This is a genomic window from Streptomyces inhibens (assembly GCF_003389455.1).
GTDB lineage: Bacteria > Actinomycetota > Actinomycetes > Streptomycetales > Streptomycetaceae > Streptomyces > Streptomyces inhibens.
In genome coordinates this window covers 1-13314 of sequence record NZ_QUAC01000142.1, presented here as the reverse complement: position 1 = coordinate 13314, position 13314 = coordinate 1, and the positions used below count along the sequence as shown (strand labels likewise).

10 protein-coding genes are annotated in these 13314 nt (G+C 74.8%); 5 read left to right on the top strand and 5 right to left on the bottom strand.

The window, feature by feature from the left end; all coding sequences use genetic code 11:
- Positions 1-230 precede the first annotated feature (230 nt).
- Positions 231-1697 (bottom strand): PP2C family protein-serine/threonine phosphatase, encoded by a 1467-nt coding sequence (locus DY245_RS18200; RefSeq protein ID WP_128508314.1) that lies wholly within the window; start codon positions 1695-1697, stop codon positions 231-233.
- A gap of 311 nt (positions 1698-2008) precedes the next feature.
- On the opposite strand from DY245_RS18200, the gene DY245_RS18195 reads away from it, so the two are divergent.
- On the top strand, positions 2009-3433 hold the full coding sequence (locus DY245_RS18195) for a HEAT repeat domain-containing protein (protein ID WP_128508313.1): 1425 nt from the start codon (positions 2009-2011) through the stop codon (positions 3431-3433).
- A 30-nt stretch (positions 3434-3463) separates the two neighbouring features.
- Here DY245_RS18195 and DY245_RS18190 read toward each other — a convergent pair whose 3' ends face one another.
- Positions 3464-3688: a helix-hairpin-helix domain-containing protein gene (locus DY245_RS18190; protein ID WP_244943110.1), complete on the bottom strand. Its 225-nt coding sequence runs from the start codon at positions 3686-3688 to the stop codon at positions 3464-3466.
- Between the two features lie 187 nt (positions 3689-3875).
- Here DY245_RS18190 and DY245_RS18185 point away from each other — a divergent pair, with 187 nt between their 5' ends.
- From DY245_RS18185 to DY245_RS18170, 4 genes are read left to right on the top strand one after another with little or no spacing between them, the layout of a single operon-like run.
- Positions 3876-5003 carry a glycosyltransferase family 4 protein gene (locus tag DY245_RS18185; protein ID WP_128508312.1) on the top strand — a complete coding sequence of 376 codons (1128 nt, stop codon included), beginning with the start codon at positions 3876-3878 and terminating at the stop codon, positions 5001-5003.
- A complete protein-coding gene (locus tag DY245_RS18180; RefSeq protein WP_128508311.1) occupies positions 5000-6250 on the top strand; it encodes a glycosyltransferase in 1251 nt (416 codons plus the stop codon). The genes DY245_RS18185 and DY245_RS18180 overlap by 4 nt, the downstream gene beginning before the upstream one ends.
- Before the next feature lie 17 nt (positions 6251-6267).
- On the top strand, positions 6268-7191 hold the full coding sequence (locus DY245_RS18175; protein ID WP_425329406.1) for an SGNH/GDSL hydrolase family protein: 924 nt from the start codon (positions 6268-6270) through the stop codon (positions 7189-7191).
- Positions 7188-10826, top strand: a complete 3639-nt coding sequence (locus tag DY245_RS18170; protein WP_128508309.1) for a hydantoinase B/oxoprolinase family protein — start codon at positions 7188-7190, stop codon at positions 10824-10826. Before DY245_RS18175 ends, DY245_RS18170 begins: the two co-directional genes overlap by 4 nt.
- A 28-nt stretch (positions 10827-10854) precedes the next feature.
- Here the strand turns inward: DY245_RS18170 and DY245_RS18165 are convergent, their stop codons facing one another.
- Genes DY245_RS18165 through DY245_RS18155 form a run of 3 tightly spaced genes read right to left on the bottom strand, consistent with a single transcriptional unit; the run spans position 10855 to position 13111 of the window.
- Entirely contained in the window at positions 10855-11718 is an 864-nt protein-coding gene (locus DY245_RS18165) for a 5-oxoprolinase subunit C family protein (RefSeq protein WP_128508308.1), read from the bottom strand.
- On the bottom strand, positions 11715-12338 hold the full coding sequence (gene pxpB, locus DY245_RS18160) for a 5-oxoprolinase subunit PxpB (RefSeq protein WP_128508307.1): 624 nt from the start codon (positions 12336-12338) through the stop codon (positions 11715-11717). Before pxpB ends, DY245_RS18165 begins: the two co-directional genes overlap by 4 nt.
- Positions 12335-13111, bottom strand: a complete 777-nt coding sequence (locus DY245_RS18155) for a LamB/YcsF family protein (protein ID WP_128508306.1) — start codon at positions 13109-13111, stop codon at positions 12335-12337. Before DY245_RS18155 ends, pxpB begins: the two co-directional genes overlap by 4 nt.
- Between the last annotated feature and the right edge of the window lie 203 nt (positions 13112-13314).

Below are 13314 nucleotides of genomic sequence, written 5' to 3'. Positions count from 1 at the left end.
TTCGAGGTCTGGTTTCGAGGTGCTGCTTCGCGGTCCAACTACCGGGCCTGAAGCGGGATGTGCCGCAGATGTGACGGTGCGTCATGCGGTCCGAGCATGGAGACCTGTGCATGGCGAAGCGTCGTGGCCAGATCTGCCGCCCCACCTGATAACTGACGATCCCTCACCCGACGCCTTCGGGGCGGCCGGCTTCGGGGCGGCCGGTCCGCCCTCAGCTGCCGCGGTGTGTGTCAGTCGCCGACCCTGGCGATCAGCACACATGCGTCGTCCTCGCGTTCGACGCTGCCGAACTCCTCGACGACGATGCGGACGCTGTCCTGCGCACTGCGGGCCGCGGCGAACCGCGGCGCCAGGGCGAGGAGTCGCTCGGCACCCTCATGGGCGGTGTCCGCGCCATGCGTACGGTGTGGCACCAGTCCGTCGGTGTGCAGCACGAGCAGGTCGCCGGGTTCCAGTTGCTCGGTGTGCTGGGTGTATGCCGCACCCGACGTCGCCCCGAGGAGTACGCCCTCGGGCGGGTCCAGCGCGCGCCCCGTGCCGCCGCGGAAGAGCAGCGGTGCGGGGTGCCCCGCCTGGGCCCACTCCAGCCTGCGGGTACCGGGGTCGAACCGGCCGCACACCGCGCTGCCGAGCGCCGGCTGGGCGGCGGTGTCCAGCAGCTGATTGAGGAAGCCCATCAGGGGAGCGGGCCGCTGTCCCGCGACCGCCATACCGCGCAGCGCGCCGAGCACCATTGCCATGCCCGAGGTCGCGGTGACGCCGTGCCCGGTGAGATCGCCGACGCTCAACAGCGTGCTGCCGTCCGGGAGTTGCAGCGCGTCGTACCAGTCGCCGCCGATCAGTGCGCGGGTGCCGGACGGCAGATAGCGCCCGGCGAGATCGAGGGCGACCGGGCCGCCCTGCGGGAACCGCAGGGAGCCGCGCCAGGGCGGTAGCACGGCCTCCTGCAGCTCGACCGCAAGCCGGTGCTCGGTCTGCGCGATCTGCCGCTCGCGGTGCAGCGAGTCACGGGTCTCGCGTACCGCCTGCTGGCTGCGGCGCAGCTCGCTGACGTCCCGCAGCACGGCCCACATGCATGCGGTGCTGCCGTCGGCGTCGAGCACCGGCTCGCCCACCATGTGCACCGTGCGCAGACTCGCGTCCGGACGCACGATGCGGAACTCGCCGTCGATCGGCCGGCCGTCCACCAGGCAGTCGGTGACCATCGTGGCCAGCCCCTCCTGGTCCTCGGCGTGGACCAGGGACGGCAGCTCGTCAAGGGTCAGCGGGCCGTCGGCGGGGGACCTGCCGAACATCGCGAAGAGCTCGTCGGACCAGCTGACCTCGTCGGTGAGCAGATTCCACTCGGCGCTGCCGACCCGGCGCAGCAGCGCACCGCGCCCGTGCGGCTCGGGCTCCGGCGGGGCGGCCGGCAGCTCGGCCTCCGGCGCGAGGTCGTCCTCGCTCTCGGCGGGCAGGCCCTCTCTCAGCTGGTCGAGATGGCCCCCGAGGTCGTCGAGGTGGTGCACGGCGAGATCGCACAGCGCCCGCTGCCAGCGCAGCTGCGGGTCGACGGCGAGGTCGGTGTCCACCGTGGACTCCCGGCGCACCGCGTCGAGACCGCCACGCAGGCGGCGAGCCTGCGTGATGAGTGCCTCGACCGTGTCGCGCTCGGGGGGCCGGTCGGCTGGGTGATCCGCGAAGAGAGGGGACGGCATGACGTACTCCGTGATCAGGCGGCGCCGGGCTGAAGGGCCTGTAACGACTGTTGCACAGGCTGCGACCGTCCGTAAGGGATTTGGCACTACCCGATACGGTGGTGCATCCGGCATATGCCAGCGGCCTTCGGTGGCAACCCCGGGGCGAATCTGCGGAATGACAGCTTCCAGGCTAGGCTTCGGCCGCCGTACAGCAGGCGTTTCCGCCGATCCATGGTGGGAACGAGGCATACGGCCCGCAGTCACCGGCAAGAATGCCGGTCAGCGGAAATCCCGTTGCCAGCCTGTCCCCCGCACCGGATGCTGACCTCATGTTCGATCCAGACATAGCGCCCAGTGGCACCCTGCTCGGCCTCCTTCAGCGAGGCCGCGGCGACGGGACGCTGCATGCCCTCGCGGCGCCGCGGGCCGAGGCGCTCGCGGCACTCAACGACAGTGTGCTGCGCGACCCCCGGCGCGACTGGCAGGTCGAGAACCGCTCGCTCTACTACGCGCGCCTCTACATGCAGCTCGACGGCGGGCTCGAGGAGATCGAACGCCACCTCTTCCACCCCGACGACCTCGTGGACACGGGGGAGGAGCGCACCGGCCTCGCGCTCGCGGTGCTGGGCCACCTCGCCGCGTACGGCAGGGACGCCGCCCGGCTGCTGCTGCGCAGCTACGCCGCGGCGGGCAGCAACTGGCGCTGGGCCCTGGACGAGCTCGCTCTGCGTGACGACGACGCCGGGCTGATGAGCCTCGCCCCCGCCGTCCTGGCCCGCTTCCCCGGGACCGAGCAGGGCGAGGCCGAGCTGGCCGCCGCCGTCCGTGACGCCTTCGAGCCGCGGCCCTGGCGGCTGTGGGCCGAGGACCCCCGTTACGGCGCACGACTGGCCGCCGCCGGGGAGCAGGGCTCCTTCGACCGCTGGCAGCGGCAGCTGCGGCCCCGCGGGCCGCGCCCCGGCTGGAGCGTGGCCGAGGTCCTGGAGTGGGCCCAGCAGGGCCTGGACCTGGAGCCCGCGGAGCACCGGCACCTCGCCGCCGCCCGCTGCCTGGCCGCCGTCGTCGGCCCCGAGGACCGCCCCGAGCTGCTGCGCGCCGCGCGCAGCGGACCGGACGCGGCGCGCGCCGCCGTGCTGCACCACCTCGCCGAGCGCGGCGATCCGGACGTCCTCGACCTGATCGAGTCCGCGGCCGTCGACCCCTTCTCCTCCGAGCAGCTGGCCTCCGCCGCGCTCGCCTCCTTCGAACGGATGCGCAGTGTGGCCGCCGTCGAGCGGGCCCGCGTCTGGGCGCGTCGCACGGACCGGCTGGGCATGTCCGCCGCCGCGATGCTCGCCCGCCGTGGTGGCCGGCGCGATGCCGAGCTGGTGCTGGCCGCGCTGCGCAGAACCGTCCGCGAGGACGGTCCGGACGCGCACGCCCTGTGGGAGCTGGTCGACGGCGTCGGCCGCCTCGGCGTCGCCTGCGCCGCCCCCGTCCTGCGGCACGTCTACCGCGAGACGTCCTCCTCCCAGCTCCGCGGCCGGGCCGCCGGTGCGCTCGCCGCCACCGACCCCGGTTTCGCGGCCGGCTTCGCCGTCGAGTGCCTGTGGGACTGCGAGGAGACCACCCGGGAGCTGGCCGCCCGGCACGCCGCCACCGGCGACGACCGGGTCGTCGAGCAGCTCCGCCGGCTGGCCGCCGACCCGGCCGAGGAGGACGAGGTCCAGACGGCCGTGCGCAGCAGATTCGGGCCGGACGCCTCGGCGGTGTGAGACCGGGGCGTCAAGGGGCGGCCGGTCCGCTCACTCCTCGGCGAACGACATCCCCTGGGCCGCCAGCGCATCGCGCAGGATGCCCAGTGCCTTGGGTCCCATCCCGTGCAGCTGCCGCAGCTCCGTCTCGCTGGCCCCGGCCAGCTGCGACAGCCGCAGATAGCCCGCCCGCTCCAGCGCCCGGCGTGCCGGGGCGCCGATCTGCGGGGGAATGCCGTCCGAGGGCTCGCCCGTCTCCGCGTCGTCCGCCGTCACTGGGCTCTCCTCGTCGTCCGCTCGGCGTCAGGTCCGTTTCCAGCGTGACATCCGGGCGCCCGGGCCGCCCGGGCACGCCGTACACAGGGGCGCCCCACGCCAGGCGCAGGGGAACGCTCATGGGACGTTCGCCGGCTGGAAAGATCCCCTTGGCCCCCTCCACGCACGGCGCGCCGACAACAGCCGTATGCGTGTCGTCATCGTCACCGAATCCTTCCCGCCCGATGTCAACGGCGTCGCCCACTGCGCCCTGGAAACCGCCCGGCACCTCGTCCGGCGCGGGCACGATCCACTGGTCATCGCGCCGCTCGGTGGCTATGCCCCGGCCGCCGGTATGTACGAGAGCCCCTGCCCCGTCGTCCGGGTGCCCTCGATGCCGCTGCCCGGCTATCCGCAGGTGCGTATCGCGCTCCCCGGGCGGCGGCTGTCCGCCGCGCTCGCCGACCACCGGCCCGACCTGGTGCACCTCGCCAGCCCCTTCGTCCTCGGCGCCCGCGGGATGGCGGCCGCCGCCCGGCGGCGGGTCCCCGCCGTCGCCGTCTACCAGACCGACCTGGGCCGCTACGCCCGTACCTACCTCGGCGGCGGCGCGGCCACGGCCTGGCGGCGCATCCGGGCGGTGCACGCCGCCGCCGACCGCACCCTGGCGCCCTCCAGCGCGGCGCTGCTGGATCTGACGGAGCACGGGGTACCGCGGGTCCACCTGTGGCCGCGCGGTGTCGATTCCCGGCGGTTCCACCCCGGGCGGCGCGACGCGGTGCTGCGCAGCTCGCTGGCCGCGGGGCGGGAGCTGCTGGTGGGGTACGTGGGACGGCTCGCGCCGGAGAAGGACGTCCGGCTGCTGGCCGAGACCTCGCGGCTGCCGGGCGTACGCACCGTCGTCATCGGCGAGGGTCCCAGCGCCGCCGGGCTGCGGGCTGCGCTGCCCGAGGTCCGCTTCCTGGGCCGCCGCACCGGCGATGAACTCGCCCGGCTCTACGCCTCCTTGGACGTCTTCGTCCACACCGGGCCGTACGAGACCTTCTGCCAGACCGTGCAGGAGGCGATGGCCTCCGGTCTGCCGGTGGTGGCGCCGCGCGCGGGCGGACCGCTCGACCTGGTCGACCACGGCCGTACGGGGCTGCTGGTGACCCCGGGCGACGGGGGCGCGTTCCGGGACGCGGTGCGCTTCCTCGCGGGCAGCGCCGAGCTGCGCGTACGGTACGGCGCCGCGGCCCGCACAGCCGTTGCGGACCGCACCTGGGAGGCGGTGGGCGACCAGCTCCTGGGCCACTACGAGGCCGTGCTCGCCGACCGGACGGCGGTGGCGGCATGACCCCGCAGACGAGAGGGCGCAGGACCGGCAGCGGTCTGCGGATCGTCCGGATCGCCAACTTCGTCACCCCGGCCTCCGGCGGGCTGCGCACCGCACTGCGCGAACTCGGCGCGGGCTACCGGGCTGCCGGGCACGAGCCGGTGCTCATCGTGCCCGGACCGCCCGGCGATTCGCGCGGCGCGGACAGCGCAGGCGGCATACGGGACGAACTCACCGGGCAGGGGCGGGTGATCACCCTGCCGGGGCCGGAGCTGCCCGGCAGCGGCGGCTACCGCATGCTGACCGACCGCCGCCGGCTACAGCATCTGCTGCACGCGCTGGCCCCCGACCGGCTGGAGGTCTCCGACCGTACGACGCTGCGCTGGACGGGGGAGTGGGCGCGCCGGGCCCGGGTCCCCGCGGTGATGGTCTCGCACGAGAGCGTGGACGGGGTGCTGCGCACCTGGGGCGTACCGCGCCCGCTCGCCCGCACCGCAGCGGACCGGCTCAACCGCCGTACGGCGCACGCCTACAGCCGGGTGGTGTGCACCACCGAGTGGGCGGCGGCGGAGTTCACCCGGGCCGGCGCCCGCAATGTGGTGCGCGCGCCGCTGGGTGTCGACCTCGCCGCCTGGCACCCGGACTGCCGCAGCGCGGAGCTGCGGCGGCGCTGTGCCGGCCGGGCCGAGGTCCTGCTGCTGCTCTGCTCCCGGCTGTCGCAGGAGAAGCGGCCGGGCCGGGCGCTGGACGCGCTGGCGGAGCTGCGGCGGCGCGGGGTCGATGCGGCGCTGGTGGTGGTCGGCGACGGGCCGCTGCGGGCGCGGCTGGAGTCCCGGGTGCGGGCCGAGCGGCTGCCGGTGGCGTTCCTCGGGCATCTCGCCGACCGGTCCCGGGTGGCCGCGCTGCAGGCCGGCGCCGATCTGGCGCTGGCGCCCGGACCTGCCGAGACGTTCGGGCTGGCCGCCCTGGAGGCGCTCGCCTGCGGCACACCGGTGGTCGCCAGCGCGGCCTCGGCGCTGGCCGGTCTCGTCGGCAACGGGGGCGATACGGCGCTCGACGACGGGCCCTCCTTCGCCGATGCCGTCCAGCGGGTGCTGGCCCGGCCCGAGGCCGCCCGGCGTACCGCCGCCCGCCAACGGGCCGAGGGCTACGGCTGGCAGCCCGCGATCGACGCCTTCCTGGCGGCGCACGACGCGCCCGCGCCGGTGGGCCGGGCGCTCACCGCGCCGGTGGCCCCGCACCCGGCCGGACCGCGGGGCGGGTGGTGACGGTGAGACCGGAGGGGGTGCCGATACCGGTGCAGACGCCGGGCGGCGGCGATCGTTGCGCGGCCCCGGCCCGCTTTGTGGCGCTCGGCGATTCGCTGACCGAGGGGCTGGGCGATCCGGTGCCGGGCGGCGGCTGGCGCGGCTGGGCCGCACTGCTCGCCGCGGCGCTGGGCGAGCGGCCGGGGACCGTACAGCTGGTCAACCTGGCGCAGAGCGGGGCGCTGGCGGCGGATGTCGCCGAGCGGCAACTGCCCGCCGCGCGCGAGCACACACCGCAGTTCGCGTCGTTGGTCGTCGGGGCGAACGACACCCTGCGCGCCGCCTTCGCCATCGAGCGGGTCGCCGCCGCACTGGACCTGGCGCACCGCGCGCTGAGCGCCGACGGGGCCGTGGTGCTGACGGCGTGTCTGCCCGACCCGGGCCGGATGCTGGGGCTGCCCGGGCCACTGGCCCGTCCGCTGGCCCGCCGGATGCGCGCCGTGAACACCGTCGTCCATGCGGTGTCCGCCCGCTACGGCGGCGTCCATCTGCACCTGGCCGACCATGCGTGGGTCGCCGAGCCTGCCTCCTGGAGCGTGGACCGGCTGCACCCCAGCGAGCGCGGCCACCGGCTGCTGGCCCGCGGCTTCCACACGGCGCTCGCCGACACCGGCCGGCCCGTCGGACCTCCGCCCCCGCTCACGCTCGACGGCCCGCCGCCGACCCGCCTCGCCTCCGCCCTCTGGATGGCGACCCGCGGGACCCGCTGGGTCGCCGACCGGTGCACCGATCTGCTGCCCGGTCTGCTCGCCCTGGCGCTCCAGGAGTGCCGGCACGGCCTGGCCGGGTCCGGGCGGCTGCTGGACGCCGCCGCCGAGCGCACCACGCGGACGGCGCTGGCCGCACTGTCCGAGCCGAAAGCCGCTGCCACCATGAAGGGCGCTGCGACAATGGCGGGATGACCGGACGCTGGGAGTTCTGGATCGACCGGGGTGGCACGTTCACGGACGTCGTCGGCAGGCGACCGGACGGGCGGCTGGTCACCGGCAAGCTGCTCTCGCACCACCCCGAGCGCTATCGGGACGCCGCGGTGGCCGGCATCCGGATGATGCTGGGGCTCGGCCCGGACGAGCCGGTGCCCGCCGAGCAGGTCTCCGTCGTCAAGATGGGGACCACCGTCGCCACCAACGCCCTGCTGGAGCGCACGGGCGAGCCGACGGTGCTGCTGACCACCGAAGGGTTCCGGGACGCGCTGCGGATCGCCTACCAGAACCGGCCGCGGATCTTCGACCGGCGGATCGTGCTGCCGCAGGCGCTCTACGACCGGGTGATCGAGGTGCCGGAGCGGGTCGGCGCGCACGGTGAGCTCGTCCGGCCGCTGGACACCGACGCGGTCCGCCGGGCGCTGATCAGGGCCCGCGCGGACGGCCTGCGCAGCGCCGCCGTGGTGCTGCTGCACGGCTACCGGTACGCCGACCACGAGGAGGCCGTCGCCGAGCTGGCCAGACGGGCCGGCTTCGCGCAGGTCAGCTGCTCGCACGAGGTCAGTCCGCTGATGAAGCTGGTGCCGCGCGGCGACACCACCGTCGTCGACGCCTATCTCTCCCCGATCCTGGGCCGCTACGTCGACGAGATCGCCGCCCAACTCCCCGGCATCCGGCTGATGTTCATGCAGTCCAACGGCGGACTGCGCAAGGCGGCGCACTTCCGTGGCAAGGACGCGGTGCTGTCCGGCCCGGCGGGCGGTGTCGTCGGCATGGTCCGTACGGCCGCCGAGGCCGGCGACGGCCACGACCGGGTGATCGGCTTCGACATGGGCGGCACCTCCACCGATGTGTCGCACTACGCCGGCGAGTTCGAGCGGGTCTTCGGCAACGAGGTCGCGGGCGTACGGATGCGCGCGCCCATGATGAACATCCACACCGTCGCGGCCGGCGGCGGCTCCGTACTGCACTTCGACGGGCGCCGCTACCGGGTCGGCCCCGACTCGGCCGGCGCGGACCCGGGACCGGCCTGCTACCGGCGCGGCGGCCCGCTCGCCGTCACCGACGCCAATGTGATGCTCGGACGCATCCAGCCCGGCCATTTCCCCGCCGTGTTCGGGCCGGACGGCGATCAGCCGCTGGACGCCGAGGTGGTCCGCACCCGCTTCGCCGAGCTGGCCCGGCGGGCCGCCGCCGAGACCGGGGACGACCGCGGCCCCGAGGAAGTCGCCGCCGGATTCCTGGAGATCGCCGTGCTCAACATGGCGAACGCCGTCAAGAAGATCTCCGTCCAGCGCGGCCATGACATCACCCGCTACGCCCTCACCAGCTTCGGCGGCGCCGGCGGCCAGCACGCCTGCGCGGTCGCCGACGCGCTGGGCATCAACACGGTCCTCGTCCCGCCGCTGGCCGGCGTGCTCTCCGCGTACGGCATCGGGGTCGCCGACGCCACCGCGATGCGCGAACAGGCCGTCGAGGCCGAGTTCACCGACGCCGCGGCCCTCGACCACGTACACGAGGTGTGCCAGACGCTCGCCGGGCAGACCCGGCGCGAACTCCTCGACGACGGGGTGCCGGACGCGTCGATTACCACCCGCGCCCGGGTGCTCGTCCGCTACGCCGGGACCGACTCCACCATCGGCGTCCCCTTGGCCGACGCCGGCACCATGGCCGCGGAATTCGTCCGGGCACACCGCGAGCGCTACGCCTTCACCATGGACAAACCGCTGGTGGCCGAGGCGGTCTCGGTCGAGGCGCTGGGCGAGGCCGGCGGCGCGCGCGGCTACGAGGTACAAACCGGCGGCAGGGAAGGCGAGTTGACGCCCGCCGCCACGGTCCGGATGTATGTGGGCGGGCGCTGGCGGGACACCGCCCTGCACCGGCGCACCGACCTGCGCCCCGGCGACACCCTCACCGGCCCGGCGATCATCGCCGAGGAGGACGCGACCACGGTCCTCGACCCGGACTGGCAGGCCGCCATGGGCGACCGCGGCCACCTCCTGCTGACCCGGACCCGGCCGCGCACCGACCGGGTCGCGGTCGGCACCGAAGCCGACCCGGTGATGCTGGAGGTCTTCAACAGCCTCTTCATGGCCATCGCCGAGCAGATGGGCGTCCGACTGGAGAACACCGCGCACTCCGTCAACATCAAGGAGCGCCTGGACTTCTCCTGCGCGCTCTTCGACGCCGAGGGCAATCTGATCGCCAACGCCCCGCACATTCCGGTGCACCTGGGCTCGATGGGGGAGTCCATCAAGGAGGTGCTCAGGCGCCGTGGCGACGAGATGCGGCCGGGCGACGTGTATGCGATCAACGACCCGTACCACGGCGGCACCCACCTCCCCGACGTCACGGTCGTCACCCCGGTCTTCTCCGAGGCACCGGCGGATGACGCCGCGGGTGAGGGGCCCGAGCTGCTGTTCCTGGTGGCCTCCCGCGGCCATCACGCCGAGATCGGCGGCATCACCCCGGGGTCGATGCCCGCCTTCAGCAGCACCATCCAGGAGGAGGGCATCCTCTTCGACAACTGGCTGCTGGTACGCGACGGCGAGCTGCGCGAGCGCGAGACCCGGCAACTGCTCACCGCCGGCCCGTACCCCTCGCGCGCACCGGACGCCAACCTCGCCGATCTGCGCGCCCAGATCGCCGCCAACGAGAAGGGCATCCATGAACTGCGGCGGATGACCGAGCAGTTCGGGCTGGATGTCGTACGGGCCTATATGGGGCACGTCCAGGACAACGCCGAGGAATCGGTGCGGCGGATCATCGCGGGGCTGTCGGACGGCAGCTGCCGCTACGAGACCGACAGCGGGGCCGAGATCCATGTCGCGCTGACCGTCGACCGCACCGCCCGCAGCGCGGTGCTGGACTTCGCCGGCACCTCACCCCAGCAGCCCGGCAACGCCAACGCGCCCAGCTCGGTGGTGATGGCGGCCGTCCTGTACGTCTTCCGCACCCTGGTTGCCGACGACATCCCGCTCAACAGCGGCTGCCTCAAACCCGTCCAGGTCCGTATCCCGGAGGGCTCGATGCTCGCCCCCGTCTTCCCGGCGGCCACCGTCGCCGGCAATGTGGAGACCTCCCAGGCGGTCACCGGCGCGCTCTACGCCGCGCTCGGCGTCCAGGCCGAGGGCTCGGGCACGATGAACAACCTCACCTTCGGCAACGACCGGGTGCAGTACTACGAGACCGTCGCCAGCGGTTCGGGCGCGGGCGACGGCTTCGACGGCGCGGACGCGGTGCAGACCCATATGACCAACTCCCGGCTGACCGACCCCGAAGTGCTGGAATGGCGCTACCCCGTGCGCGTCGACAGCTTCGCCATCCGCTCCGGCAGCGGCGGCGCGGGCCGCTGGCACGGCGGCTGCGGGGCCGAGCGCCGGCTGCGCTTCCTGGAACCGATGACCGTCGCCCTGCTGACCAACCACCGCAGGATCCCGCCGTACGGCATGGCGGGCGGTGCCCCGGGCGCACTGGGCGCCAACTCCATCGAGCGGGCGGACGGTTCGCGCGAGGAGTTGCGGGGCTGTGACGCGGCGGACGTCGGCGTGGACGACGTACTGGTGCTGCGGACGCCGGGCGGCGGCGGATACGGGGCGGCGGACGGCGGCTGACCGGCCGCCCGCCGGCTCCGGAGCCCCGCTACCGCGCGCGGACGAACCGCACCGGTGTCCCCGGTGCCGCCTGCGCCGCGGGGGCCAGGTAGCGCTCGGGGACGACGCCGATGACGGGGTAGCCGCCGGTGGTGGGGTGATCGTGCAGGAAGAGCACCGGGAGACCGTCGGGCGGGACCTGGAGGGCGCCCAGCGGCATGCCCTCGCTGGGGAGTTCGCCGGAGCGGGCGCGCTCCAGGGGCGGGCCCTCGGTGCGCAGACCGATGCGGTTGCTCGCCGGGGAGACCCGGAAGCGGCCGGTGGTCAAGGTGCGCAGACCGGCGGCGGTGAACCAGGCGTCGCGCGGGCCCGGCAGGAACGGCAGCAGCAGCTCCGTCACCGGGCCGGGGTACGGGACGGCGTCGGCGGTGGCCGGCGGACCGTGCGGGTCGCCCAGCGGGAGGACCGCGCCGTCGGTGAGCGGGTCCGGGCCCAGGCCGGAGAGGAGATCGGCGGCGCGGCTGCCGAGCACCTCTTCGGTGACGATCCCGCCGGCGAAGGCGAGGTGCGAGCGCAGACCGTGGGTGGCGGGCCCGGCGTCCAGGACGGCGCCCGCCGGGACGCGGACCGGGGCGCCCCAGGGCGCGGGACGGCCGTCGACGGTCACCGGGCAGGGGGCGCCGGTGACGGCGACGGTGGTGGCCGTACGGACGCGGACGGCACAGCCCGTCAGCGTCGTCTCCAGGCCGGCGGCCGACTCGGGGTTGCCGACCAGGCGGTTGGCGAGGCGGTGCGCGGGCTCGTCCAGGGCGCCCGCGCGCGGCACGCCGAGGTGGGCGTGGCCGGGCCTGCCGAGGTCCTGGACGGTGGTGAGCGCACCGGCCCGGACGACCGAGAGGGCGCGGTCGGTCATCGGGCGGTCTCCTGCGGGACGAAGCGGACCCGGGTACCGGGTGCGAGCAGCGCGGCGGGCTCCCGTCGCGGGTCCCACAGGACGGTGTCGGTGGTGCCGATCAGCTGCCAGCCGCCGGGGGAGGAGCGCGGATAGACACCGGTGTACGGGCCGGCGAGCGCGACCGAGCCGACCGGGACCTTGGTACGGGGAGTGTCCCGGCGCGGTACGTGCAGCGGCGCGGGCAGACCGGTCAGATAGCCGAAGCCGGGGGCGAAACCGCAGAAGGCGACATGGAATTCGGTGGCGGAGTGCAGCCGCACCACCTCGTTCGGGGTGACGTCCCACAGGGCGGCGACATCGGCGAGATCGGGGCCGTCATAGCGGACCGGGATCTCGACGGCGGGCCGGTCGCCGGCGGTGAGCGGCGGAATGTCCCAGGCGGCGAGTTCGGCGATCAGCCCGCGGGGGTCGGTGAGACCGTCGAGCAGCACCGTGCGGGCGGCCGGCACGATCTCGCGCACCGGCGGCAGGGTGCCGTCGGCCGCCCGGCGCAGCAGCTCGGCGTGCAGCGCCTCGACCTCCGCGGCGTCGTCCAGCTCGATGAGCAGCCCGTGTTCGCCGACCGGCAGCGGCCTCATACGAAGCTCCGTACGCGCACACCGGCCGAGGTCAGCTCGGACCGTACGCGCCGGGCGAGGCCGGCGGCGCCCGGGGTGTCGCCGTGCAGACACAGCGAACGGGCGGTGATCTCGACCCGCCGGCCGTCGAGGGAGGTGACGGCGCGGTCGCGGGCCATGCCCAGGGCGCGCTTGACGACCTCGTCGGGGTCGTGGAGTACGGCGCCGGGCTCCCGGCGCGGCACGAGGGTGCCCTCGGCGGTGTAGGCGCGGTCGGCGAACGCCTCGCCCACGACGGGCAGCCCGGCCCGGCGGGCGGCCTCGTGCAGCCGGGAGCCGGCGAGGCCGAGGACCGGGAGCGCGCCGCCCGCGGTGCGGATGCCCTCGATGACGGCGCCGGCCTGCTCCTCGTCGTGGACACAGCGGTTGTAGAGCGCGCCGTGCGGTTTGACGTAGCCGACGCGGGCACCGGCGGCGCGCGCGAAGACCTCCAGCGCACCGATCTGGTAGGTGATTTCGTCGGCCAGTTCGCCCGGCGGCACATCCATCGCGCGCCGGCCGAAGCCGGCCAGGTCGCGGTAGGAGACCTGGGCGCCGATGACCACACCGCGCTCGACGGCCAGTTCGCACACCCGCCGCATCGTGGCCGGGTCGCCGGCGTGGAAGCCGCAGGCGACATTGGCGCTGGTGACCACGGACAGCAGCGCCTCGTCGTCGGTGAGCTGCCAGCGGCCGAAGCCTTCCCCGAGGTCGGCGTTGAGGTCGATGACGGCAGGAGCCACCGCGTCGCTCATGCCCAAGCCTCGCTTCGCCCTGCCTCGCAATCGCTCGGCGCGCACCTCTCCATGATTCTCCCCCAGCCTTCGGCCGGGGGGACCCCCATGCTGCGCTCGCTCATGTATGTCCGTTCCAGAGGTGCTCGATACCGGTCGGGCGCGCTGCGCGCCGGGCGCGGCGGCCCGCTCGCGGGCGGGGCGGGCGGGGGCGTTCCGGCCGG